General features: G+C 38.8%; 26 protein-coding genes. 22 read left to right on the top strand and 4 right to left on the bottom strand.

The window, feature by feature from the left end; translation table 11 throughout:
* Positions 1 to 56 precede the first annotated feature (56 nt).
* Together GQR39_RS13170 and GQR39_RS13165 are read right to left on the bottom strand one after the other, a co-directional pair.
* Positions 57 to 920, bottom strand: a complete 864-nt coding sequence (locus tag GQR39_RS13170; protein WP_165735816.1) for a delta-class carbonic anhydrase — start codon at positions 918 to 920, stop codon at positions 57 to 59.
* Between the two features lie 103 nt (positions 921 to 1023).
* Entirely contained in the window at positions 1024 to 1677 is a 654-nt protein-coding gene (locus GQR39_RS13165; protein WP_165735823.1) for a DUF6058 family natural product biosynthesis protein, read from the bottom strand.
* A 171-nt stretch (positions 1678 to 1848) separates the two neighbouring features.
* On the opposite strand from GQR39_RS13165, the gene dapA reads away from it, so the two are divergent.
* The 21 genes from dapA to GQR39_RS13060 all read left to right on the top strand — a co-directional run bounded on the left by dapA (position 1849) and on the right by GQR39_RS13060 (position 20397).
* Positions 1849 to 2766 carry a 4-hydroxy-tetrahydrodipicolinate synthase gene (gene dapA / locus GQR39_RS13160; protein WP_024608419.1) on the top strand — a complete coding sequence of 306 codons (918 nt, stop codon included), beginning with the start codon at positions 1849 to 1851 and terminating at the stop codon, positions 2764 to 2766.
* 118 nt (positions 2767 to 2884) lie between these two features.
* On the top strand, positions 2885 to 3598 hold the full coding sequence (locus GQR39_RS13155; RefSeq protein ID WP_346774498.1) for a beta-ketoacyl synthase chain length factor: 714 nt from the start codon (positions 2885 to 2887) through the stop codon (positions 3596 to 3598).
* Positions 3591 to 4373, top strand: coding sequence for a lysophospholipid acyltransferase family protein (locus GQR39_RS13150; RefSeq protein ID WP_206007858.1), 783 nt, complete (start codon positions 3591 to 3593; stop codon positions 4371 to 4373). The genes GQR39_RS13155 and GQR39_RS13150 overlap by 8 nt, the downstream gene beginning before the upstream one ends.
* Positions 4370 to 4627, top strand: a complete 258-nt coding sequence (locus GQR39_RS13145; protein WP_007580830.1) for a phosphopantetheine-binding protein — start codon at positions 4370 to 4372, stop codon at positions 4625 to 4627. The genes GQR39_RS13150 and GQR39_RS13145 overlap by 4 nt, the downstream gene beginning before the upstream one ends.
* A 21-nt stretch (positions 4628 to 4648) precedes the next feature.
* The gene (locus GQR39_RS13140) at positions 4649 to 4894 is read left to right on the top strand and encodes an acyl carrier protein (protein WP_002958648.1); all 246 of its coding nucleotides are present in this window, start codon (positions 4649 to 4651) and stop codon (positions 4892 to 4894) included.
* Positions 4895 to 4898: 4 nt separating this feature from the next.
* Entirely contained in the window at positions 4899 to 5465 is a 567-nt protein-coding gene (locus tag GQR39_RS13135; protein ID WP_165735815.1) for a hypothetical protein, read from the top strand.
* A complete protein-coding gene (locus tag GQR39_RS13130) occupies positions 5458 to 6822 on the top strand; it encodes an AMP-binding protein (RefSeq protein WP_024591743.1) in 1365 nt (454 codons plus the stop codon). Before GQR39_RS13135 ends, GQR39_RS13130 begins: the two co-directional genes overlap by 8 nt.
* Entirely contained in the window at positions 6806 to 7171 is a 366-nt protein-coding gene (locus GQR39_RS13125) for a thioester dehydrase (RefSeq protein WP_165735814.1), read from the top strand. The genes GQR39_RS13130 and GQR39_RS13125 overlap by 17 nt, the downstream gene beginning before the upstream one ends.
* Positions 7164 to 7913 carry a glycosyltransferase family 2 protein gene (locus tag GQR39_RS13120; protein WP_165735813.1) on the top strand — a complete coding sequence of 250 codons (750 nt, stop codon included), beginning with the start codon at positions 7164 to 7166 and terminating at the stop codon, positions 7911 to 7913. Before GQR39_RS13125 ends, GQR39_RS13120 begins: the two co-directional genes overlap by 8 nt.
* Positions 7903 to 8871, top strand: a complete 969-nt coding sequence (locus tag GQR39_RS13115; protein WP_165735812.1) for an acyltransferase — start codon at positions 7903 to 7905, stop codon at positions 8869 to 8871. The genes GQR39_RS13120 and GQR39_RS13115 overlap by 11 nt, the downstream gene beginning before the upstream one ends.
* Positions 8864 to 10408 carry an aromatic amino acid ammonia-lyase gene (locus GQR39_RS13110; RefSeq protein ID WP_165735811.1) on the top strand — a complete coding sequence of 515 codons (1545 nt, stop codon included), beginning with the start codon at positions 8864 to 8866 and terminating at the stop codon, positions 10406 to 10408. Before GQR39_RS13115 ends, GQR39_RS13110 begins: the two co-directional genes overlap by 8 nt.
* Complete coding sequence (locus GQR39_RS13105; protein WP_007580812.1) at positions 10401 to 10829, top strand: acyl-CoA thioesterase; 429 nt, start codon at positions 10401 to 10403, stop codon at positions 10827 to 10829. The genes GQR39_RS13110 and GQR39_RS13105 overlap by 8 nt, the downstream gene beginning before the upstream one ends.
* Before the next feature lie 23 nt (positions 10830 to 10852).
* Positions 10853 to 11362, top strand: coding sequence for an outer membrane lipoprotein carrier protein LolA (locus tag GQR39_RS13100; RefSeq protein ID WP_165735810.1), 510 nt, complete (start codon positions 10853 to 10855; stop codon positions 11360 to 11362).
* Between the two features lie 46 nt (positions 11363 to 11408).
* Positions 11409 to 13649: a transporter gene (locus GQR39_RS13095; RefSeq protein ID WP_165735809.1), complete on the top strand. Its 2241-nt coding sequence runs from the start codon at positions 11409 to 11411 to the stop codon at positions 13647 to 13649.
* Position 13650: 1 nt separating this feature from the next.
* On the top strand, positions 13651 to 14889 hold the full coding sequence (locus tag GQR39_RS13090) for an NAD(P)/FAD-dependent oxidoreductase (RefSeq protein WP_165735808.1): 1239 nt from the start codon (positions 13651 to 13653) through the stop codon (positions 14887 to 14889).
* Positions 14877 to 15437, top strand: coding sequence for a DUF3261 domain-containing protein (locus tag GQR39_RS13085; protein ID WP_165735807.1), 561 nt, complete (start codon positions 14877 to 14879; stop codon positions 15435 to 15437). Before GQR39_RS13090 ends, GQR39_RS13085 begins: the two co-directional genes overlap by 13 nt.
* Positions 15434 to 16603 carry a beta-ketoacyl-ACP synthase gene (locus tag GQR39_RS13080; protein ID WP_165735806.1) on the top strand — a complete coding sequence of 390 codons (1170 nt, stop codon included), beginning with the start codon at positions 15434 to 15436 and terminating at the stop codon, positions 16601 to 16603. Before GQR39_RS13085 ends, GQR39_RS13080 begins: the two co-directional genes overlap by 4 nt.
* Positions 16596 to 17051 (top strand): hotdog family protein, encoded by a 456-nt coding sequence (locus tag GQR39_RS13075; RefSeq protein WP_024591752.1) that lies wholly within the window; start codon positions 16596 to 16598, stop codon positions 17049 to 17051. Before GQR39_RS13080 ends, GQR39_RS13075 begins: the two co-directional genes overlap by 8 nt.
* Positions 17048 to 17773, top strand: coding sequence for a 3-oxoacyl-ACP reductase FabG (gene fabG, locus GQR39_RS13070; protein ID WP_007580797.1), 726 nt, complete (start codon positions 17048 to 17050; stop codon positions 17771 to 17773). Before GQR39_RS13075 ends, fabG begins: the two co-directional genes overlap by 4 nt.
* Positions 17773 to 19002 carry a beta-ketoacyl-ACP synthase gene (locus GQR39_RS13065; RefSeq protein ID WP_165735820.1) on the top strand — a complete coding sequence of 410 codons (1230 nt, stop codon included), beginning with the start codon at positions 17773 to 17775 and terminating at the stop codon, positions 19000 to 19002. Before fabG ends, GQR39_RS13065 begins: the two co-directional genes overlap by 1 nt.
* 90 nt (positions 19003 to 19092) lie before the next feature.
* Complete coding sequence (locus GQR39_RS13060) at positions 19093 to 20397, top strand: DEAD/DEAH box helicase (RefSeq protein ID WP_002958629.1); 1305 nt, start codon at positions 19093 to 19095, stop codon at positions 20395 to 20397.
* A 31-nt stretch (positions 20398 to 20428) separates the two neighbouring features.
* Here the strand turns inward: GQR39_RS13060 and GQR39_RS13055 are convergent, their stop codons facing one another.
* Both GQR39_RS13055 and GQR39_RS13050 read right to left on the bottom strand, forming a co-directional pair.
* Positions 20429 to 21928, bottom strand: coding sequence for an amidase family protein (locus GQR39_RS13055; RefSeq protein ID WP_165735805.1), 1500 nt, complete (start codon positions 21926 to 21928; stop codon positions 20429 to 20431).
* Between the two features lie 95 nt (positions 21929 to 22023).
* A complete protein-coding gene (locus tag GQR39_RS13050; protein ID WP_024593013.1) occupies positions 22024 to 23631 on the bottom strand; it encodes an NAD(P)/FAD-dependent oxidoreductase in 1608 nt (535 codons plus the stop codon).
* Positions 23632 to 23825: 194 nt separating this feature from the next.
* Here GQR39_RS13050 and fdxA point away from each other — a divergent pair, with 194 nt between their 5' ends.
* The gene (gene fdxA / locus GQR39_RS13045; RefSeq protein ID WP_002958626.1) at positions 23826 to 24149 is read left to right on the top strand and encodes a ferredoxin FdxA; all 324 of its coding nucleotides are present in this window, start codon (positions 23826 to 23828) and stop codon (positions 24147 to 24149) included.
* The last annotated feature ends 95 nt before the right edge of the window (positions 24150 to 24244 follow it).

Genomic DNA, 24244 nt, shown 5'->3' with positions numbered 1-24244 from the left:
ATGCTTAACTGAATGGTGTTAACTAATTAGCGGGTTATTTTTTATTTGGCTAAATTTTAATTATTGATTTTAGAGAGTAATGCAGGATTTATTACGAGATTTCGTACGCCGTGAGCGTGATCTTCATTAAAGGTGTTACTTTCACACCATTTGCCAACACTGTTTATATCAACCTTTGCTACTTTTGGTTTAACTGACCATGTTACTTGAAAAGGAGAGCCTGCCTCGTTGTAACTAGGGCCAGTAGTTGAACCGCTATAAACAACCGGTTTACCCGTATTTGTAGGTGTAGCAATAGCTTGATAGTAACCATTAACAGATGACACGGCGCTTATTTGAGCAAAATCAAGTGCGTTAGCATCGTTTACTAATACATATACTTGAGCTTCAACACGTAGTTGCGGATTTTTAATCGAATCACTTAAACAGCTACCCAAGGTAGGGCCTGGTTTTACAATTGCTGACGTATGAACGTTATGAACCTCAATGGTATCGCCAACTAAAAGCGCGCCGTGATCGCTCGGACAAATTTCAATTTTTGCTGGTTTACTTTCACTTTTAGTTAAAGAGCCTGAATATAAGTAGCCACTTTTAAAGCCTTTTCCATTACCATTTCCGGCATATTTACTAAACTCGCCACCGGCATGTTCAGCATTTTTATGAAAGTGTATATTACATAAGTTCATATTTGATGAAGTTGGAGCATGAGAGAAAACTACGGTGTTTTCGCCTTTATAATTATCAATATTGCGTGGAGATTGTGGGCCAAAGCCTTTATTCTCAGTATTTTTAGCAAGTGCTGCACGCTGCATTTTTATTATGTCGTCATTTGCTATTTCGTTGTTAGCTTTAGCTAGCGTATTAAAAGACAGGATAGTGATTACAGCAGAAATTACACTTATTTTTGTTTTGATTGTCATTGAGTCAGTGCCTTTAAATCATGTTTTACGTAACAATTAAGTTAACAGTTCTTGTTTTTCGTAAAATAATCCTAAAATGATAAATAATCAAACTAATGCAAAACTATTTTATAGATAAATCGTATTTTAAAATAAGTGCATCTATATAGCGGGTGCGTAATGTGTGTTGTTTTTCATGATCGGCGCCATGCCCTAATGCTTTGTTTAAAAGCTTCATGGCGGGGTGCAGTAGCGCTCTTTCTTCTTGGCTTAAGCTCGCTTTACTGCGCAGTTCTGTAATGTCGTCAACTAATAGCCTGCCAATATCTACCGAGACTATTTCGTCTATTAATCCATTTTGAGTAAGCACGCCGTACTTACTGCATAAAAACTGTTGCCAAATTTGCTGCAAGTGCTCGTCTATTTCGCAGCCAAATAGCTCTTCGCTAAACGTAAATCCTTGCTGAGCGAGCTTAGTTAGGCTTGCAGTATATTGCTGTGCAAAATAATTAAAAGCATGGCTTGATGATTCTATTTTTTGTTTTAAAAGACCTTGACCCCAATTAACACAGCCGCGCGGGTAATAGTCGTCATACTCTTCGCATTCATACAAACCTGAATATGAGCTGCAGCTAAGTTGACTTTTAATACAGTAACTTGGTTTTGGGAAAACACTTCGCTCTTGCCAAGCTAAAAGTGTATCTGCATCTATATTTAATGCTTGGCACAGTTCATCGGTGTTATAAAAATGAGTTGCTAAGTAGTCAGATAAACGCATAAAGCCTCTGGTATCGTTAAAAATAAAATACTGTTCATATATACAGTTATTCATTTTGTATTACCAAACTTAATAACACAAGAAATTTTATAATTAAATGTAGGCTTACACCTCCAAAAGTACCGGCAATTATGTTACAAATAGCGCAAGTTTTATAAATAATGATTTTTTATGCGCACCCTAGACCAAATTAAACAAGCAAGCCTTATTACAGCTATTAAAACGCCATACTTAGCAAACGGTGAAATAGACCTAGCAAAGTACGATGAACTCGTAGAAATACAAATTGCAGCAGGCGTTGACGGCATTGTAGTTGGTGGCACAACAGGCGAAGGCCAGTTAATGAACTGGGAAGAGCATTTAATGCTTATAGCGCACAGTGCAAACAAGTATGGTGACAAACTGGTTATTGTCGGTAATACCGGTAGTAACAACACCCGTGAAGCGATTAAAGCAACTAAATATGGCTTTGCCAGCGGTATGGATGCAGCACTGCAAATTAATCCATATTACGGACGTACGTCTATTGCGGGTGTTAAAGAGCACTTTAAGCGCGTACTTGATATTGGACCTGCCTTTATTTACAACGTAGCAGGGCGAACAGGTCAAGACCTAACACCTGATATTATTGAGCCACTCGCTAAACATGAATATTTTATTGGTGTAAAAGAGTGTGGCGGTAATGAACGTATTGCCCATTATGAACAACAAGGTATTGCATGTTGGTCGGGTAACGATGACGAAAGTCACGATGCGCGCCACACACATAAAGCGCACGGTGTTATTTCGGTTACTTCTAACTTAATACCTGGGTTATTCCGTCAGTTAATGGATACTAAAAATGATGAGTTAAATACATCATTACAACCATTAATGAACTGGTTGTTCTGTGAACCAAACCCCATTGCTATTAATACCGCGTTGATGATGACAGGTGCAGTAAACCCTGTATTTAGATTACCGTATTTACCGCTTAGTGATGAGCAGCAAGCTCAAGGCGAAGTGTTAATTAATGAGTTAAATAACAACGATGTTGTTGGCGGCACAGCTAAGTGTATAAAGCAGGACGATATAGCCCTTCTTTCTTAGCAATATGAGCAAGCACTGAACAAAGTGTTAGTTCAGTGCTTTTTGTTAATGATTATTTACTTCTATTGCTAAAATCGGTAAAATTCCTTCCCTTATATCTTATAAAATATGCAGAGCTGTGAAATTTGTTGTTGAAGAACTCGCTATATGGATAAAGCCCGAACAGCGACAAATAAAAGAGAGTAATTGGTTTGATTCCTCCGTATTAAATCTTAGTTGGGTGCCTGCTATGCAGCGACGCCGAATGACTTCCTTTATTAAAATGGCACTCTTTAGTGCTCATCAAGTAAGCACTCAAGGTAACTATGTTAATTTACCGAGTGTTTTTTCTTCTCGCCACGGTGATTTTCACAAAACGTCTAACTTACTTATTGATGTAGTAAATGATCAGCCACTGTCGCCCACTGGTTTTGGGTTAAGTGTGCATAATGCCGCATCGGGACTTTTTGGGATAATACAGGGTAATACAAGTGCTACAAATGCTATTGCTGCAGGAGCCGAAAGCTTTATTTATGCACTCGTAGATGGCTTTGTAAGACTTGCTGATAACGATCAGCAACACATGTTAATAGTTCATACCGATGAGACTCTCCCCGATCTTTACGCTCAGTACGCCGATGAACAGCAAATAGCACACTCTATTGGTTTAATAATAAGAGCGCCGCAAAAAGGCGAACCCCATTTTAGTTTAAACAAAGTATTTAATACGGGCATGGAAAAAAGCGACTTACCAATGAGTATTCAATGCGCTAAAGCTTTGTATGAGCGAAGCAATACATTACTTGTTCATAACACGCTTGAGCACGATTGGCAGCTTACATACCATGCTTAAAAATGTACAAAGGCTATGTGGGTTGATTTGGCGGATTATTGCTACTGCATTTTGCTTTTCAGTTTTTGGAATGGGTGGTTTAGTATTAGCCTTTATTGTTTTTCCTGCTCAGCGCCTATTTCAAAGTGACTCAGTTAAACAAAAGATTAAGGCTCGAAAAACAGTACATTACAGCTTCAAATTGTTTGTTAGTTTAATGCATGTAACGGGCGTTATTCGATTTCATGTTAACGATAAAGCAAAAATTGAAGGCTTAAAAGGGCAGCTACTATTGGCAAACCATCCTTCTTTAATTGATGTTGTTGTTTTAATTTCGGTAGTAAAAAATGCAGATTGCGTAGTAAAGGCACATTTATTTAAAAATCCTTTTATGCGCGGCGTTATTAAAAGCACCGGCTATATAAGTAATGACGATCCGCAGGAGCTATTACGAGAGTGCGAGCGCAGTTTGCAAAAGGGTAATAACTTAATTGTATTTCCTGAAGGGACACGGACAGAGCCTCACAAAACATTAAAGTTTAAACGAGGCGCTGCAAATATTGCAATTAGATGTCATGCGCCCATTACTACTTTTTTAATTAAAATGAAGCCAAACACTTTAACCAAAGGCACACCTTGGTATAAGGTCGCGCCATATCAGGCGCATTTTACAATGGGGCTTGCGAGCCAGCAGTTTAATTGTGCAACGTACGACAGCGATATGCCTGCGATGCAATCACGCCAATTGACTAAAGATTTACAACATTATTTTACACAAGAGCTAAAAAATATATGAGCGAATTAAAAGAACAAATAAAACAACTGATTATCTCAAGCCTTGACCTTGAAGACATGACCACTGCTGACATACAAGATGATGACGCTTTATTTGTAGATGGCCTAGGACTAGACAGCATAGATGCATTAGAGCTTGGCCTTGCGATAAAGAAGCAATTTGATGTGAAAATAGATGCAAACTCTGATCAAACTAAAGCGCACTTTGCCTCAGTTAATTCTTTAGCAAAATTTATTGAACAAGCACGTTCTTAATATATAAAAGTAGGAAGAAAGATGAAAACCGCTGCTGAAATTTATGATGTATTACACGGCATTTTAGAAAACGAATTTGAAATAGACCCAGAAGATATTAGCTTAGAGGCTAACCTGTACCAAGATCTTGATTTAGACAGTATTGATGCAGTTGACTTAGTTGTGAAATTAAGAGAAATCACAGGTAAAAAAATTGAGCCTGATGCCTTTAAGCTTGTGCGCACAGTGCAAGACATAGTCACCGAAATAGAAAAGTTAGTTAACTAATACTATGTTAAAAGCAGTTTTAACAACGTTAATTATGATTTGCTTGGCTTGCTACCCTATTATTGTGTACGTAGGCCTTACGCGTTTTAATAGTCAGATTATTACAGTATTACTGCTATTTTTACTCGGGCTTAGACTTTGGTTAAGCAGAGCCTTGTTTGATAAAATGCCGTGGTTAAAGCCCGCTACATTTTTAGCAGCCATTACTATTTTGATTTCCAAGATAATGGATAGCGACTTAGGGCTGCGTTTGTATCCCGTAATCATTAATTTAGTTATGTTAGTTGTGTTTGCGTATTCTTTGTATAAAGGGCCTTCTATTATTGAAACCTTTGCGCGCATTACTGAGCCCTCACTTGATGAAAACGGTGTAATTTATACAAAAAAAGTAACGCTAGTGTGGTGTGTGTTTTTTGTATTCAACGGTGGTATTGCCCTGTACACCAGTATTTTTAGTAGCCTAGAAACCTGGGCTTTTTATAATGGTTTTATTGCTTACTTAGCTATGGGCACATTGTTTGCTATAGAGTGGCTAGTCAGACAAAAAGTAAAAAGGAACGCCGGTGTTTAATGCTTTTCAAAGTAATGCGATAAGAACATGTTTTAATCATACTGATAATGATATTTCGGAGCGTCAGTTTGTTAGTGATATAAACGAAGTTTTAGCAAAGCTATCAACGTTAAATGCTAAATCATCGGTTGTTTTATACACCACAGACACCTACAAATTTGCCGTGTACTTATTTGCTTTGGCACTACACGGAAATACAGTGATTTTGCCGCCTAATGGGCAACCTGCAACGTTAAACTCCTTGCTTAAACAAACACCTTTTTTTATTGGTGAGTCTGAATTAGTAGCCGATTTAGAGGCTGATTTTTTAGATATAGGAACCTTAGTCAATCAACCCCACTTTGTATCTATTGAAACAATTAAATGGCCTCAAGAAGGCACAATTGTTTTTTACACGTCGGGCTCGTCGGGTAAAGCAAAGCCAATTGTAAAAACGTGGCAGGTAATAAATAAAGAATTAAGTACATTAATTAATAGCTACGCACTGATTGATAATCCTATTTTTATAGCGAGTGTTTCGCATCAGCATATATACGGCTTATTGTTTAGATTATTGTGGCCATTACGTGCAGGAAAGGTTGTAAATACAGAGCTATTGCATTACCCAGAACATATAGCTACAAAGCTCAAGTTATTTAAAAAAGTAGTGTTTGTTTCAAGCCCAGCGCAGTTAAAACGGTTATGTATTGATAATGTTTTAGTGGATGATAAGTCTCATTTACAATGGATTTTCTCATCAGGTGGACCGCTATTAAACGAAGATGCTGTATCGTTGTTTACGCAATTAAATAAACCAGTTACACAAGTTTTTGGTAGTACCGAAACCGGTGGTATCGCATATCGACAAGTTACTTCACTTGAAAAGGTTAGCCTTTGGCAGCCTTTTTCGGGTATTAAAGTACGGGCTTTGGACGATCAGCGTTTAATTTTAAACTCACCGCTCGTTCGCGACAAAAATTACCCTTTAGATGATAGAGGCGAAGTACTTAAAAATGGTCAATTTAGATTATTAGGCCGATTCGATCGAATTATAAAATTAGAAGAAAAACGATTAAGTTTAGATGAGCTAGAACAACATTTGTGTACTAGTGAGTGGGTAAGTGAAGCTAAAGTAATCGCCTTGCCTGGTGAGCGGTTAATTGTAGGCGCTATTGTTGTGCTTACGCATAAAGGGCAGATATTTTTTAATGGTGACGGTAAGTTAGCTACAAATAATTTATTAAAAGCGCATGCATTAGCGCGCTTTGAGCGAATTTGTATCCCTAAAAAGTGGCGTTTTGTAGATCAATTACCATACAACTCACAGGCAAAGTTAAATTTAAAAGCATTGGAGAGTCTTTTTGCAAAAGTTGACTAAAACACAGCCTGATTTACTGTCTTGTGAAAAAGCAGAGCAAAAGTATAAATTAAGCTTACTAGTTCCTCATGATTTAGATTATTTCAAAGGACATTTTACGGATGGCCCAATACTCGCAGGTGTTGTGCAATTAGACTGGGCTGTAGCTGCAATTTGTAAATATTATAATGTTCAGCAACCTGCTAAAAATGTTGAAGTATTAAAATTTCAGGTAGTGATTACCCCAGGTATAACAATCGAATTATTGCTTGAGCAAAAGTCAGAGAATAAATATACCTTTTCGTATAATTCAAATAAAGGACAGCATGCATCTGGCCGTGTTGTTTTTGATAGCCTGATAAATGAATAACTTTTGTATTGTTATCCCAAATTATAATCACATTACGGTTATTGATGATGTACTGAGCCAACTATCGTCATTTAATCTTCCTATTATTATGGTTGATGACGCAAGCAACGTCGAAGCTAAAAATGTGTTCAGTAAGCTTGATGCAAAATACGCGCAGTTGAGCGTAGTTGCCCACGACGATAATCAAGGCAAAGGCGGCGCGGTACAAACAGGCTTAAAGCAGGCACATAAGCTAGGTTTTTCGCATGCGATACAGATTGATGCAGATGGGCAGCATGACTTATCTGATATTAAAAAACTAATAGCGCTTTCAAACGCTCAGCCTAAAGCGCTTATAAGCTGTTGCCCAATATATGACGATTCAGTGCCTAAACACCGTTATTTAGCACGTTATTTAACGCATGTTTGGGTATGGATTGAAACGTTAAGTTTTACAATTGTAGATTCAATGTGTGGCTTTAGAGTGTATCCGCTTGAGCAAAGTACAAAGCTAATTGATGAGGTGTCGCTTGGAAAACGCATGGATTTTGACCCCGAAATTTTAGTGCGTTTATATTGGCGCAATGTGCCTTTTGTATTTTTACCTAGCCAAGTAATTTACCCCGAAAATGGGCTTTCTCATTTTCAGCCATTACACGATAACGTGCGTATTTCGTGGTTACACACCCGCTTGTTTTTTGGAATGTTGATTCGCTCTCCTGTGTTAATTTGGCATAAATTAAAGAGGCGTTATGGCGGCTAAACACTGGTCTAAAATGCAAGAGCGCGGTAATTTCTTAGGTATTCAAATACTGTTATTTGCTCATAAATTACTGGGTAGAAAAGGGCTGTGGATTGTTTTGTTTCCTGTGGTTTTTTATCTTTTTTTAACAGGAAAAGTAGCGCGTGTAGCATCTAAAGTGTTTTTAGAGCAAGTTAATGTTTACCAAGGCTGCAAACAACCTGTTACGTTTAAAATGCAATTAACGCACTTTTGCAGTTTTGCAGATAGCGCATTAGATAAAATTGATGCTTGGCTTGGGCGAATAACTCAACGTGATATTAAATACACTAATGAGCATTTATTTGCTGAGCTAGATGAGCAAAATCAAGGGGCTATTTTTATAGGTTCCCACTTGGGTAATTTAGAGGTGTGCAGGGCACTTAGCCAGCACCGCAGCAGTAAAAAAATAAATGTACTGGTGTTTACCCATCACGCTGTTGAATTTAATAAAATGCTTAAAAAGATTAACCCAGATGTGTCGGTTAATTTAATACAAGTGACTGATATGGGGCCTGACTTAGCTATTTTACTAAAAGAAAAAGTAGAGCAGGGAGAAATAATCGTTATTGTTGGTGACAGAACAAGCACAACAACGGCTTCTCGGTCGGTACAGGTACCGTTTTTAGGCAAAAATGCCCCATTTTCACAGGGGCCTTTTATATTAGCCGCGCTGCTTGATTGCCCTGTTTACTTTTTGTTTTGTTTAAAAGATAAAAAAAGCAAAAAGTATCAAGTGATATTTGAACATTACAGCCAATCATTAAAAATGCCTCGACGAGAGCGACAGCAGGCGCTAACACTTATTATTACTGACTATGCACAGCGTTTGAGTTATTACGCAGCTTTATATCCTTATCAGTGGTTTAATTTTTACGATTTTTGGAAAAGTGATCAGCAGGTAGTACGCGATCAATCAATGGAGAACAAGTGTGACTGAACAAAATATACAGCTTTTTGGCAATCAGCGATTATCAATTGAAGATATTGTTCGAGTTGCCTTTAATGAAACACAAGTGCAATTAAATAGCTGTGAAACTTTTAGCGTTAAAATTAATAGCGCTTTGCGTTTTTTAGACACACTTTTAAAAGAAGATGGCGTGATTTACGGCGTTACTACTGGTTACGGTGATTCTGTAACGGTGGCTGTACCCCTTGGTTTAGTTAATGAATTACCTCTGCATTTAACTCGCTTTCACGGTTGTGGACTTGGGGATGTATTTAATAAAGTTCAAGGGCGTGCAATTTTAGCGACCCGCTTAACATCACTTTCACAGGGCTACTCTGGTATTAGCTGGGAAATGCTGCACCTACTTAAAGATTACTTAAATAACGATATAGTGCCTGTGATCCCGCAAGAAGGGTCAGTAGGTGCCAGTGGCGATTTAACACCGTTATCTTACGTTGCAGGTGCGATGGTAGGCGAGCGTGATGTGTTTTACAAAGACCAAGTACGTAACAGTGCAGAAGTTATGAAAGAAGTTGGCTTAGAACCACTAACACTAAGGCCAAAAGAAGGTCTTGCCGTTATGAATGGCACAGCGGTAATGACTGCATTAGCGTGTTTAGCGTTTGATAGGGCTAATTACTTAGCTAAACTGGCGAGCCGTATTACTGCATTATCAAGCTTAGCGCTTAAAGGAAATAGCCATCATTTTGATGAGATATTATTTTCAGTTAAGCCACATCCTGGGCAGCAACAAATTGCACGTTGGATAAGAGACGATTTAAACCATCACGATCACCCTCGTAATGCAGACAGACTTCAAGATAGGTATTCAATCCGTTGTGCACCCCATGTTATTGGTGTGCTGCAAGACAGTCTGCCGTTTTTTAGGCACATGATAGAAAACGAGCTTAACTCAGCAAACGATAACCCAATAATTGACGGCCAAGGTGAGCATGTATTACACGGCGGGCATTTTTACGGAGGCCATATTGCAATGGCAATGGATAGCATGAAAACAGCCGTTGCAAACCTTGCTGATTTAGCCGACAGACAAATCGCTTCTTTGGTTGATACTAAGTACAACAATGGGCTACCTTCAAACTTGTCTGATAGTGCACCAGAGCGCCGTTATATTAATCATGGTTTTAAAGCGGTTCAAATTGGCTGTAGTGCTTACACAGCAGAGGCATTAAAGCTAACCATGCCGGCCAGCGTTTTTTCTCGCTCTACGGAGTGTCATAATCAAGATAAAGTGAGTATGGGAACTATTGCGTCTCGCGATTGTTTACGTATTTTACAGCTAACAGAACAAGTGTTAGCAAGTACGTTATTAGCAAGTATTCAAGGTGTTAGATTGCGTATAAAACAAGGCGATCTTGAGTTTTCGACTTTAACGCAAGATATGCAAAACATGTATACCGATATAACTGATTACTTTGAAAACCTCACTGAGGATAGACCAATGGAAGCCGTGCTAAGGCAAACAATAGGGTATATTCAAACTAAACGTTGGGCGTTGTATGAATAGTAAAGGTGCATTATTAACGCATGTGGTAGAAATTGAAATTCCATTTCATGACTGCGACCCAATGAATGTTGTATGGCATGGTAACTACCCACGTTATTTAGAAGTAGCGCGCTGCGAGTTACTGCGTTTATTTGATTATGATTACCCGCAAATGCATGAATCGGGCTACGCGTGGCCAATTGTTGATATGCAAATAAAGTATGTTGCCTCAGCAGTATTTACTCAAAAAATTAAAGTAGCGGCTTACTTAAAAGAATACGAGAACCGACTACGGATTGATTACGTAATCACTGACTCGCTAACTAATAAGCGCCTTACTAAAGCCTCAACCACGCAAGTTGCGGTTGAGGTTAGCTCCAAAGAAATGCAATTTGAATCACCCGCTATTTTATTTAATAAGTTAAAAGCGGTTTTGAATTAAATTTTTATTTTATAGGCGATTAAATGAATTTTTTAAAATGTTTTACATTGAGCATAGCCATTAGCTTTTTGCTGTTTTGCTCTGTAGTAAATGCAGCAGCTATTAAAGGTGAGTTTAAGCAATATAAGCAATTTAATGGATTTGCTAAGCCTTTTATTTCGTCGGGTGTTTTTTCGTTAATTGATGAAAAGCTAATTTGGCAAGTGAAAATGCCTGTTGAGAGTATGCTCATAATAGAAAACGGCAAAGTGCTTGCACAAAATGCCAATGGTGAGTTAATACCACAACCCGGTAGCGAGCAGTTTGTAGGATTACTGAGTGACTTACTTAGCGTAAATATGAGTGCGCTGGAAACACGTTTTGACATTGCTAAAATGCAAGACAGTTGCACACAGTTAACGCCAAAAGAAGCGATGCTACAGCAATTATTTAGTGATTTTATTTTATGTGAAACTGCTAAGCAAGTGAGCAGTATTACACTAAATGAGCACTCAGGAAATAACACAAAAATTGAGTTTACTTATTCCAAATAAAATTATGTTTTTAAATAATGCAGTGGTTAATTAAGGGAATAGTGCAGTGACAAAACGAATTACCGTTATTGTAGGGTGGTTTAGCAGTTTAATTTTACTTTTTGCTGCAGCTTTTTGGCTGTCTAAACCAACGTTTAGCGCCGATATGTTTAGCTTATTGCCAAAATCGCATTCCCAAATTGCACATGCGGAAGATGTTTTTTTTCAGCAAAATGCTAATCGTATTATGTTCTCGATTGCAGGAAGTAATAAAAATAAAGCATTTGATGATTTCCAAAAATGGCTCGGCGATAATGCAATTAAAAGCACATTTAACTTTCCGTCCGTTAACGATTTAGCGCAAACATTCTCACCTTTCAAACATGCGTTATTAAGTGATACTTACAAGCAAATATTAAGCAAAAAAACAACGTTTGAACATTATTACCTTGAGCAAATAAATCAGTTAGGCAACCCATTTGTAAGTGCTACCTTAAGCAAAGATACAAGTTTGAGCTTAGCGGCCTTTATAGAAGATAACTTAAAACAAAGCCAATTGTTTACGCTTGAACAAGGTCGTTTAACTCGACGTTTAAAAGGCGTTGAATACCGTGTCATTTTGGCAAACTTAGCGCCCGAAAATTTAGGGGTTAATAAATCAATTGATTTAGCTGGCGCGATAATTAAACAGATAAATATACTTAATAAAACCTACCCTGATTTAAGCATTACTTACTCTGGTGTGCTATTTCATACGGCTGAAAATGCTAAACAAGCTAAATACGAGATGAGCCTGTTTGGTGGCATTAGCTTATTAGCCCTTATTGTTATGGTATTTTGGGTATTTAGGCGTTTAAACAGTATTTTATTAGCAAGCTTTACCGTACTGAGTGCACTTATTGGTGGCGCTATTGCTATGGTGTTGCTGTTTAATACTATTCATTTATTAACGCTTGTTTTTGCAGTTACCTTGATTGGTATTGCCATTGATTATGCATTTCATGGTATGACTGATTTAGCCAAAAAAGAGCATGAAAAAGGCTACAGCAAAGGGACTCAATCTGCGCTTTTACTCTCTCTTATTACGACTACGCTGGGTTATTGCTGCTTACTAGGTGCACCACTAACGTTATTATCTCAAGTTGGTGTGTTTGTTATTGCGGGTTTAGTGAGTGCTTGGCTATTTACAGTTTCAGTTTTGCCATTGTGGCAATCTACACTCACGTTATCGCCTTCGAGTTTATTGATGAGTCAAAAGCTCATTAAGGTTTTTTTATACTGCAATAGTTTAAAAAAGCCAATACTCATTACATTATTAGCCCTTATAAGTGCGTTATTTTTAATAAAACCCATTAGCTTTAATGATGATGTAAAGCTATTAAATGCAAGCTCCGAGCATTTAATGCTAAACGAAAAAAAGCATTTGTTATTACTTGGGCAATGGGACACCCAAATTGTTTTTATGTTTGCAGATAGCGACGAAGCGCTATTACAAAAGCAAGAACAATTTTTAAAACGCTTAACCCAACTAAACCCTAATTTTAAACATAACAGCATTAGCCATTGGTTGCCTAGTTTACAAAAGCAGAGGGATAACCAAGCCTTGTTTGAACAGGCAAAAAACAAAGGGACTTTGAATATTGCTGAGCGCGTTACAGGGCAAGTGCTAGCAAGTACAAAAGCGCCCTTATTAACTTATGAAACACTCGCCACGAGTACATTTAAACCATTACTGCTTTCTCAAATGGTTGTTGAGTCAGAACAATCGATAACGTGGATGTCTATTTCGGGTATTTCATCTGATCAATTAATTAATGAAGTTGAAAAAAGTAAAGGTGTTTATATTTATAATAAACCTAAACAAATTAGTGTTTTATTAAGTGATTACCGTGAATATTTACTATTAAGCCTAGTGTTTGCGGGTTTTATTAGTTGGCTGCTTTTTAGTTGGCGATTTACGATTAAGATAGCGCTGCTGCAGGTGACCATTTTATCTGTTGTGGTGTTGAGCATGCTTTGGGTATGTAATGCGATTCAAGGTAGCTTGTCGTTATTTAATTTACTCGGTGCGTTACTTGTTATTGCCTTAGCAATTGATTACCTCGTTTTTTATCAAATAAATAAGTTAGAGCCCAAAAATGTGTTGGCGATTAGCTTATCGGCTGCGTCATCAATGTGGGTATTTGGCATGTTGAGTGCATCTGATACACCGGCTATTTTTAGCTTTGGGCTGAGTGTAATGGTAGGGATTTTAGCTATTTACTTTTTATCACCGCTGAGTGTTTTAAAGCCTCAAAAGGAACAATAATTTGAATAACCTTGAGCAGTACGATGTTGTTGTTATTGGCGCTGGGCCTTCTGGTGCATTGGCTAGTAGTCTTTTAGTTCAAAAGGGATGGCGGGTACTGGTACTTGAACAGCAGGCGTTTCCACGTTTTTCAATTGGTGAAAGCTTACTGCCGCAATGTATGGCGTACTTAGAAGACGCGGGCTTAATCGATACACTACATAACAATGCAGCGGCTTTAGGTTTTCAGTTTAAAGATGGCGCTGCTTTTCATCGGGCAGGGCAAAATACAACTATAAATTTCACTGAAAAATTTACTAAAGGCCCAGGCACTACGTATCAAGTGAAAAGAGCCGACTTTGACAAATTATTAGCAGACAAAGCACAAGGACAAGGCGTAGAAATCAGATATAAGCACACGGTGGTTGACTACTGTGATGAGCCAAATGGTGCATCATTAGTGGTACACAATGAGCAGCAGCAAGCTTATCGCGTTAATGCCCGATTTGTATTGGACGCAAGTGGCTTTGGGCGTGTATTACCAAAACTGTTAGATTTAGAGCTTCCTTCTAACTTTCCTGTTCGAAGCGCTTATTTTAGTCACTTTAAAGACAACATTAGTGATACAAGCTTCGATCGAAATAAAATTTTGATTACCGTACACCCTCAATATTCTGATGTGTGGTATTGGCTTATTCCCTTTAGTGATGGTACTGCGAGTATTGGGGTTGTGGCGCAGTCAGAGCGTTTTAATGATGATGAATCTAGCGATTTACTAAATCAATTTATAGAGCAAGACCCTTATTTAAAAACACTGTTAGCACAGCGTGAGTTATTAACTCCAGCAAAAAATATAAAAGGCTACTCGGCAAATGTGAGTAAGTTATATGGTAAGCACTTTGCTTTATTGGGTAATGCGGGGGAATTTTTAGACCCGGTATTTTCATCAGGTGTAACAATTGCACTCAAATCTGCAAATTTAGTTGCCCCACTTGTTGATCGCTATTTAAAAAACGAAGTCGTCGATTTTGACGCTCACTACGCACAGCCATTACAAGCTGGAGTCGATTGTTTTAGAACATTTGTAACAGGGTGGTACGATACGCGTTTTCAGGATGTGATATTTTACTCTGAACAAAATACTCAGGTGCGAGAAATGATTAGTGCTATTTTAGCGGGCTACGCATGGGATACAAATAACCCATTTGTTGCACAAAGTGAACGCCGTTTAAATGTGTTGGCTCAGTTATGTCAAAATTAATTAAGTATGCGGTGTGTAGTGTATTTATATTTGCTGTATTGAGCGCATGTACGAGTTTTACAGCATCTAAAAATAGAGTGTATCTATCACCTAATATTCAATTAAATATTAATAGCGTGCCAGCACAAATGTTTGATAAGTCTTGGCAGCATGTTTTGTATATTACGAATCAGCAAAAAACACACACTGTATTTGCCCAATTAGCTATAAATGACAAAGGTGCAATTAAGTTATTGTTAATGACAGTGCAAGGCTTTCCAATTATGGAGCTTGAAAAACCTTTAAATGGCCCAGTAAAAACACGAAATATGCTGGCGGTAGAAGGGATAGACCCTCATTATATTTTAGCGGATATTGCATTAGTACATTGGCCAGTAGCATTTTTACAAAAGCAGTTAGAGGGTGCTTTAATAAAGCAGGTTGGCTCTAATCGGGAAGTATTTAACGATGAGGGTACATTTATCACCATTGACTATAGTGATGATTCGACAACGTTGAACAATATTTTACATCAGTATCAAATAACATTTAAAAAGGTAGCACAGTGACATATTGGCTGAATGATTTAGGCATTGTGAGTGCGATGGGCATAGGCCAAGATGCAACTACAACAAGCTTAAATAAATATAACCCTGCAACTCCTTTATTAACTTTAAATAAAAGTTTAAGTGCTGAGCAAACTCCGCTGTATGTCGGGCAAGTTCAGTCTATTGCTTTATCAAATAATAAACGTATCAATACATTTATTGATCTAGCTTTAGAGCAGATTAAGCCAACCTTAGATAAACTTTCGCATATTGATAAGTCGCGTATCGCAATTGTAATGGGTACTAGTACATCAAGTATTCATGATGGCGAAAGAGCGCGTAAAAGCTATGAAAGTACAAAACTCTGGCCTGATGACTTTAGTTACAGTGATCAAGAGTTAGCTACACCCGCTCATTACATTGCACATAAAATAGGGGCTCTAGGGCCTTGTTACAGTATTTCTACTGCGTGCACGTCGAGTAGCAAAGCGTTAATTAGCGCCCGAGCTTTGCTAAATGCTGATTTAGCCGATGTGGTAATTTGTGGTGGTGCGGATAGTTTGTGCCAATTAACAATTAATGGCTTTGACTCGCTCGCTTCTTTAAGCTCGGGTTTATGCCAGCCTTTTTCTAGCACCAGAGACGGCATTAATATTGGTGAAGGGGCCGCTTTATTTGTAATGACTAAAAATAAGCCAATAACAAATAACGGCATTATGTTACTAGGCAGTGGCGAAAGCTCAGATGCGCATCATATGTCAGCCCCCGATCCTAATGGGATGGGCGCCCAAGCCTCAATGGAAAAAGCACTAAAAAGCGCAAAGTTATCCTGTGGTGATATTGATTATATTAACGCTCACGGTACGGCTACTGTAAAAAATGACGAAATGGAAGCACTTGCAATTAATCGCGTGTTTGGCAACAATACCCCGCTTAGCTCAAGTAAGCATTTAACAGGGCATACTCTTGGTGCTGCAGGCGCCATTGAAGCCGGTATATGTTGGTTATTATTAAAAGACAGCGGCCAACATATGCTGCCGTATAACGCGATTAAAGAAGGCAGTGATTTGGCTGATATAAAAATAATAAAACAAGCGTTTAAGCCCGCTCTTAAATATTGCTTATCTAATTCATTTGCGTTTGGCGGTAATAATGCCAGCTTAATATTGGGAGTTAACGTTGACTAATTACCCTATAGAGCAAGTAGTCCCGCATGATGCGCCTATGATTTTAATAGATAGCCTTTTAACACACAGCGAAGATGAAGCTCAATGCGGCGTTACTATAACTGAGCAAAGCCCTTTTTTTAGTCCTGCAATTAACGGCGTACCTAGCTATATTGGTGTTGAGTACATGGCGCAGTCTATTGCCGCTTACGCTGGTGCGTTAGCGAATGATGAAAATAAACCTGTAAAAATTGGTTTTTTAATTGGCACGCGAAAGTATCAAACTTATCAACCGTGTTTTAAAAACGGCAGTAAGCTGACTATTGAAGTGAAAAAGCTATATCAAGAAGAGTCAGGTTTAAGTGTATTTGAATGCCAAATACTCGTGTGTGAAACTCTACTTTGCCAAGCAAAAATTAATGTATTTCAGCCTGAAAACCCGTTGGAATTTATAAGAGAAAATCAATGACAAAAAGAATTTTAGTTACGGGTTCAAGCCGTGGTATTGGTAAAGCTATTGCGTTAAAACTTGCTGAGCAAGGGTTTGATATTGCAGTACATTGCAGAGCGGGTGTTGAGCAAGCTCAAGCAACATGCGATGAAATTAATGCATTAGGTAGAGCCACCAGTTTATTACAATTTGATGTATGTGACAGAGAGCAGGCCAAAGCACAAATAATAGAAGATATAGCTCAGCATGGCGCTTATTATGGCGTGGTGTGTAATGCAGGTATTACTAACGATATGGCATTTCCTGCTATGCAAGGGGAAGACTGGGATTGTGTAATACGTACAGGCCTTGATGGGTTTTATAATGTAGTACACCCAACTGTAATGCCTATGGTACAAAGCCGTAAAGGTGGGCGAATAATTACAATGTCATCGGTGTCAGGTATTGCAGGTAACCGAGGACAAGTAAATTATAGTGCAGCAAAAGCCGGTATTATTGGGGCCACTAAAGCACTTGCATTAGAATTGGCAAAACGCAAAATCACAGTTAATTGTGTGGCACCTGGTTTAATAGAAACCGCGATGACTGATGAATTACCTATTGATGAAATGATGAAAATGATACCCCTTAAACGCATGGGGAGCGTTAAAGAAGTTGCGGGAACAGTCGCTTTTTTAATGTCTGATGATGCAGCTTACATAACACGCCAAGTAATTTCGGTTAATGGTGGCATGGTTTGATTAAACGCGTTGTTGTAACAGGGATGTCGGTGGTCACTGCATTGGGCGATGATTGGACTGAATTCAAACAAGCCTTAATTAAAGGCGAAAATGCGGTTGTTACTATGCCAGAGTGGGATATAGCTGACGACCTCAATACTCGTTTAGCCGCGCCAGTTAAGCACTTTGAGCGACCAGGTCATTACAAACGAAAACAAATCCGTTCAATGGGGCGAGTGTCACTTATGTCAACTCGTGCTACTGAATGCGCACTTGAACAAGCCAAACTACTCGAGCACGAAAGTCTAACAGATGGCTCTACGGGCATAGCGTATGGCTCATCTACGGGCTCTACTGAGCCACTACTCGCCTTTGCAAATATGATGGAAACGGGGTCGATGTCAGGTGTAACAGCCACGAGTTACATTAAAATGATGGCGCATACTGCCCCTGTAAATGTTGGTGTGTTTTTTGGTTTAAAAGGGCGTGTTATAACAACAAGCTCTGCTTGTACATCGGGATCTCAAGGAATAGGCTTCGCCTATGAAGCGATTAAGTTTGGCCGACAAAAAATAATGGTGGCTGGTGGAGCTGAAGAGTTATGTATTACTGAAGCCGCCGTATTTGATACGCTTTATGCAACATCTACAAAAAATGAAACACCAAAACAAACACCAAGACCTTTTGATAACAATCGCGATGGCTTAGTGATAGGCGAAGGCGCGGGTACACTTATTTTAGAAGAATACGAACATGCAAAAGCGCGCGGAGCAACAATATTAGCTGAGGTGGTTGGTTTTGGTTGTAATTCTGATGGACAGCACGTTACTCAACCAACATCAAAAACAATGCAACTAGCGATAGAAATGGCACTGCAAGATGCCAATTTAGAACCAGAAAAAATTGGTTACGTTAATGCTCATGGTACATCAACAGATAAAGGTGATATTGCCGAGTCTCACGCAACGTTTAAGGCATTGGGCAGCAAACCTATTAGCTCGTTAAAAAGTTATTTGGGGCATACATTAGGTGCTTGTGGTGCAATAGAAGCATGGGCAAGCATTAATATGATGGCGGATAACTGGTTTGCACCAACAATTAATTTAGATAACGTTGATGACGAATGTGCTCAGCTTGATTACATAAGGCATCAAGGGCGTGAGATTAATACCGATTACGTGATGAGTAATAACTTTGCGTTTGGTGGTATTAACACCTCTTTAATATTTAAACGCTATAAAGTAGATTAAACACGTTAAAAGATAAGTTATGACTAACTGTTAGCTCGTTTTTACTGTATAATTTGCGACCCTTGATAATGTGGCCGTAGGTTATACAGCATGAATTTTAAATCTTTTAGTTTCGCTCCTGAAATCATCCAGGCGTTGGACGAACTTAACTATCACACCCTTACGCCCATTCAGCGCGCAGCAATTCCTGCTGTTCGTAAAGGTAAAGACGTTTTAGCCAGTGCACAAACTGGTACCGGCAAAACTGCCGCGTTTGCTTTACCTATCATCCAAAAATTGGTTGAGTCTGAACTCAGCACAACTAATGCACCTCATGCATTAGTACTTGCTCCAACGCGTGAACTTGCAGAACAAATTGCAAATAATTTTAGAGATTTTGCAAAGCATACATCACTTAAAGTCGTTAGCTTATTTGGTGGTGTTAGCACTGCCGGCCAAGCAAATGCTTTAAAAGAAGGTGTAGATATTGTTGTTGCAACGCCAGGTCGTTTATTTGATCATATTCGTTTAGGTAACTTAAGCCTTGCAAGTGTTAAGCACCTTGTTCTTGATGAAGCTGACCGTATGCTTGATATGGGCTTTATTGAAGATATGCAAAACGTTATTAAAAGCTGTGCAGAAGAGCGCCAGATTTTACTTTTCTCTGCTACATTCCCTGCAGCAATTAAACAATTTGCATCTAAAGTATTGAAACAAGCTGAAATAGTGCGTGTTGATCAAACTAACAGTACAGCAAGCACGGTTGAGCATGTTGTCTACCCAGTAGAAGAGCGTCGTAAGCAAGAGCTACTTTCTGAATTGATTGGTAAGAAAAACTGGCAACAAGTGCTTGTCTTCGTAAACATGAAAGAAACAGCTGATGAGCTTGTTAAAGAGCTTAATCTTGATGGTATCCCGGCAGGCGTTTGCCACGGTGATAAATCTCAAGGTAACCGTCGTCGTGCTTTACGTGAATTTAAAGAAGGCAAGGTACGCGTATTAGTGGCTACAGAAGTCGCTGCTCGTGGTATTGATATTGATGGCTTACCTCGTGTAATTAATATTGATTTACCATGGCTTGCAGAAGATTACGTTCACCGTATTGGCCGTACAGGTCGTGCTGGTCGCCAAGGTCAAGCAATCTCATTTGTTAGCCGTGAAGAAGAAAACACTTTGTTTGAAATTGAAACGCTAATCGGCCAAAAAATCAAACGTGTATATTTAGAAGGTTATGAAGTAAGTAACCGTGAAGTACTAATTGATAAAATTGGTAAAAAACCAGCGCATTTACGCCGTACACGTTCTAACAAGTTATCAGGACAAGCAACCGGTGAAGCGAGAGCAGTAAATCGCTCACGTATTTCAAGCGTTCGTAAAAGCTTAAAAGGCGAAAAACTGTCACTTAAAAAGTCATAGTTAACGCCGTTTAGTTTAAAAAAACCTGAGTTTACTCAGGTTTTTTTGTGCCTGGTGATAACACCTCATCAATAATATTTGCGTATAAATAAGCCGCTTGCTCGTCCTCTTTATTTGCTATTATGGACAAACCAACCGGTAAACCACTTACTTTTCCGACTGGTAGGGTTATGTGCGTTGTGCCAGCAATAGCAGATAACGAACTACTACTGCCATTAAAATTATCACCATTAACTAAGTCAGTTTTCCAGGCCGGTGATACTGTAGGCGCTATAACAATATCAAGCTTGTTGTTTTTATATACATTAACAATGGCTGTCGTTGCTAAAGTGCTATAGCGTTCTTTAGTCTCCTGGTATTTTTGTTTGTTAGTTAAATCAATAGCCTGCGATTGAACTAGGATGTCTTGCTCAAAATGGGGCATTTCTGTTTTTTTATTTTGAATATTAAAATTAATAAGTGCTTTTAGGCTTTTAACAGCCACTTGTGTTGGAGTGCTTGCGAGGTAGTGATTAATTTCGGCTTTGAAGTCGTAAAGTAAAATATAGTATTCATCAGCAAATAGCGTATCTAAGTTATCAGTAATATCTACATTAATAACAGTATGCCCAGCCTGTTTTAATGCTTGTAACTGCTTGGCATAAAGGCGCTGCGTTTCAACTGTAAATTTATCACTTGGTAGTGCACCAATGGTAAGTGATGATTTTGGTTTTAGATTATCTGTTTTTAATTCAAACCCTGTAGTTGTCGCATCAAGAGAGTCCTCACCTTGTAAAACAGATAAAACAAGCAGTGCGTCTTTAAGTGAATGCGCCATCGGCCCTACTGAATCTTGGCTACTTGAAAGAGGCACAACGCCTGAGCGTGATACTTGGCCCATACTCGGTTTTATTGCATAAACTCCATTTACTGAGGCAGGGCACGTAATTGAACCGTCTGTTTCAGTCCCTAATGCTATAGGCGCAAAGTTAAGTGCTACCGCAACAGCAGAACCTGCGCTAGAACCACATGGGTTACGTGTTACATCGTGCGCATTATGTGTTTGTCCGCCTACGGCACTCCAGCCTGAAGATGAATAGGATGAACGAAAATTTGCCCACTCACTTAAATTAGCTTTACCTAAAATTATAGTGCCCGCATTACGTAGTTGTTTAACAACAAAAGCATCATTATCAGTAACGTTATTTTTAAGTGCTAAAGAGCCAGCCGTTGTGGGAAGTGTGCCTTTAGTTTCTATATTATCTTTAAGAAGTACAGGTATTCCATGTAATGGCCCAGCCCAAGTTCCTTTGACGGCAAGTTCATCTAACGTTTTAGCTTGAGCAAGTGCTGTAGGCTCTAAACTAATAACCGCATTATAGTGTGGATTAAGTTTATTAATTCGGTCTATATAATTTTGGGTGAGTTGCTGTGCATTAATAGAATTATTTTTATATGCACTGTGAATTTCATCTATGGTTTTTAGCTCTTGTGCTTTAGCGTTAAAAATTGCTAATACACTAAGCAACGAAAAGGTAAATGTTTTGATCATTGTTGAGGTGCTTGAGGTGTTATTATTTTCTATACATTTAGCACAAAAAAGCCTCACAAAGTGAGGCTTTTCGATAAACGGCTTAAAAAAGAGGTTTAAGCGTTTTCTAACATAGACAGTGCGACCGCTTCAGCCGCTTTAATACCATCAATACCCGCTGATAAAATACCGCCAGCGTAGCCTGCGCCTTCACCTGCAGGGTAAAGCCCTTTGGTGTTAATACTTTGGAATGTTTTATCACGCTTAATACTAATAGGCGACGAAGTACGTGTTTCAACGCCGGTTAATAAACCGTCGTTAGTTGAAAAGCCACGAATTTGTTTATTAAACGCTGGTATCGCTTCGCGAAGAGCATCAATTGCAAATTGTGGTAACACTTTACTCAAGTCGGTTAACTTAATACCGGGTGTATAAGAGGGTTGTACTTCACCTAAGTTTTCTGATGATTTACCTTTCAAAAAGTCGCCAATTAACTGGGCTGGTGCATCGTAGTTGCTACCACCAAGCTCATACGCTTGCTCTTCAAGTTTACGTTGTAAGTCTATTCCAGCAAGTGGATTACCAGGGAAATCTTGCTCTGGTGATATGCCTACCACAATAGCGCTGTTAGCGTTGCGCTCACTTCGTGAATATTGGCTCATACCGTTGGTAACAACGCGGCCCTTTTCAGAGGTTGCAGCGACTACTGTGCCACCTGGGCACATACAAAAGCTGTAAACTGTGCGGCCATTGTCGCAATGATGAACAAGTTTATAATCGGCAGAGCCTAAAATTGGGTTTCCTGCATTTGTGCCAAAACGACATTCATCGATCATTGATTGTTTATGTTCGATTCTAAAACCGACTGAGAATGGCTTTGCTTCAACATAAATCCCTTTTTTGTGGATCATATCAAACGTGTCACGTGCGCTGTGACCAACGGCTAATACAACATGGCGAGTGTTTAGTTGCTCGCCATTTGAAAGCGTTAAACCTGTTACTTGCCCGTCGTCTAAATGAATATCGTCAACACGTGTGCTAAAGCGAATTTCGCCGCCGAGTTCTATTATACGAGCGCGCATTTTTTCAATCATGGTGACAAGTTTAAACGTACCAATGTGTGGCTTACTTACGTATAAAATTTCATCGGGTGCGCCTGCTTCTACAAATTCAGTAATGACTTTACGACCGTAATGTTTTGGATCCTTTACTTGGCTGTATAACTTACCGTCTGAGAATGTACCTGCGCCACCTTCACCAAATTGTACATTTGATTCGGTATTAAGTGTGCGTTTACGCCAAAAGCCAAACGTGTCTTTTGTACGTTCACGTACCTCTTTACCGCGCTCTAATATAATGGGATTAAAGCCCATTTGAGCAAGTAATAAGCCTGCAAATAAACCACAAGGGCCAAAACCAATCACAACAGGGCGCTCTGTTATATTTTCGCTGGCTTGGGCTACAAATTTATAGTTTGTGTCTGGCGCTACTTTTACATGTTGGTCTTTTTCAAATGCCGCGAGTAGCTCGGCTTCGTTATCAACTTCTATATCGAGTGTATAAATCAGTAAAATAGCTGATTTTTTACGTGCATCATAACCACGCTTAAACACATTAAAACTGTGCAATTGTTCTGGTTGGATTTTTAGTTTATTTACAATTGCTTGACCAATTGCATCTTCGTCATGATCAAGTGGCAGCTTTATTTCGGTTAAACGTATCATTTATATCTCTTTTAGGTGTCATAGCGGGGTATTATTACCGCTCACAATAAGGGGATGCAGGGCACAACGGGTGTGCAAACATAAGGCGCGTATTTTACGTTAAAATAGGGTGATATGGCACTTATTTATTGTATTTTTGGAGTGGATGGGTATGATCCACACCTGTTGTTTAAAATCTTAGGTATTAAAATAGTATGGCGTTTGTAGTCACCGAAAATTGTATAAAATGTAAGTACACCGATTGCGTATCAGTGTGCCCAGCAGATGCATTTTTTGAAGGCCCTAATTTTTTAGCTATTAGCCCGATTGATTGTATAGATTGTGGTTTATGTGTCCCTGAGTGTTCAGCTGATGCTATATACCAAGAAGATGAATTACCAGAATCTCAAAAAGAGTTTACTGAATTGAATGCTGAACTTGCACTGGTCTGGCCGCGCATTACAGAGGTTAAACCTGCACCAGAGGACGCTGATGTATGGAATGGCATAGACGATAAACTTAAACTACTCGAAACATAATACGTAACAATTAGTTACTCCTTTATCATTAAATAGTTAATTTTTTACTTCAAAGCATTAACAAATGTACCTGGATAAATTACAATCCCCAGCTT

This window comes from Pseudoalteromonas sp. C8, assembly GCF_011378685.1.
Lineage (GTDB): Bacteria > Pseudomonadota > Gammaproteobacteria > Enterobacterales > Alteromonadaceae > Pseudoalteromonas > Pseudoalteromonas arctica.
This window is presented reverse-complemented; position numbering and strand designations above follow the sequence as displayed.

Excerpts from the sequence above, each read along its gene's own strand:
- GQR39_RS13170 (WP_165735816.1), bottom strand. The coding sequence starts at position 920 with ATGACAATCAAAACAAAAATAAGTGTAATTTCTGCTGTAATCACTATC.
- GQR39_RS13165 (WP_165735823.1), bottom strand. The coding sequence starts at position 1,677 with ATGCGTTTATCTGACTACTTAGCAACTCATTTTTATAACACCGATGAA.
- dapA (WP_024608419.1), top strand. The coding sequence starts at position 1,849 with ATGCGCACCCTAGACCAAATTAAACAAGCAAGCCTTATTACAGCTATT.
- GQR39_RS13150 (WP_206007858.1), top strand. The coding sequence starts at position 3,591 with ATGCTTAAAAATGTACAAAGGCTATGTGGGTTGATTTGGCGGATTATT.
- GQR39_RS13145 (WP_007580830.1), top strand. The coding sequence starts at position 4,370 with ATGAGCGAATTAAAAGAACAAATAAAACAACTGATTATCTCAAGCCTT.
- GQR39_RS13140 (WP_002958648.1), top strand. The coding sequence starts at position 4,649 with ATGAAAACCGCTGCTGAAATTTATGATGTATTACACGGCATTTTAGAA.
- GQR39_RS13135 (WP_165735815.1), top strand. The coding sequence starts at position 4,899 with ATGTTAAAAGCAGTTTTAACAACGTTAATTATGATTTGCTTGGCTTGC.
- GQR39_RS13120 (WP_165735813.1), top strand. The coding sequence starts at position 7,164 with ATGAATAACTTTTGTATTGTTATCCCAAATTATAATCACATTACGGTT.
- GQR39_RS13115 (WP_165735812.1), top strand. The coding sequence starts at position 7,903 with ATGGCGGCTAAACACTGGTCTAAAATGCAAGAGCGCGGTAATTTCTTA.
- GQR39_RS13105 (WP_007580812.1), top strand. The coding sequence starts at position 10,401 with ATGAATAGTAAAGGTGCATTATTAACGCATGTGGTAGAAATTGAAATT.
- GQR39_RS13100 (WP_165735810.1), top strand. The coding sequence starts at position 10,853 with ATGAATTTTTTAAAATGTTTTACATTGAGCATAGCCATTAGCTTTTTG.
- GQR39_RS13085 (WP_165735807.1), top strand. The coding sequence starts at position 14,877 with ATGTCAAAATTAATTAAGTATGCGGTGTGTAGTGTATTTATATTTGCT.
- fabG (WP_007580797.1), top strand. The coding sequence starts at position 17,048 with ATGACAAAAAGAATTTTAGTTACGGGTTCAAGCCGTGGTATTGGTAAA.
- GQR39_RS13060 (WP_002958629.1), top strand. The coding sequence starts at position 19,093 with ATGAATTTTAAATCTTTTAGTTTCGCTCCTGAAATCATCCAGGCGTTG.
- GQR39_RS13055 (WP_165735805.1), bottom strand. The coding sequence starts at position 21,928 with ATGATCAAAACATTTACCTTTTCGTTGCTTAGTGTATTAGCAATTTTT.
- GQR39_RS13050 (WP_024593013.1), bottom strand. The coding sequence starts at position 23,631 with ATGATACGTTTAACCGAAATAAAGCTGCCACTTGATCATGACGAAGAT.
- fdxA (WP_002958626.1), top strand. The coding sequence starts at position 23,826 with ATGGCGTTTGTAGTCACCGAAAATTGTATAAAATGTAAGTACACCGAT.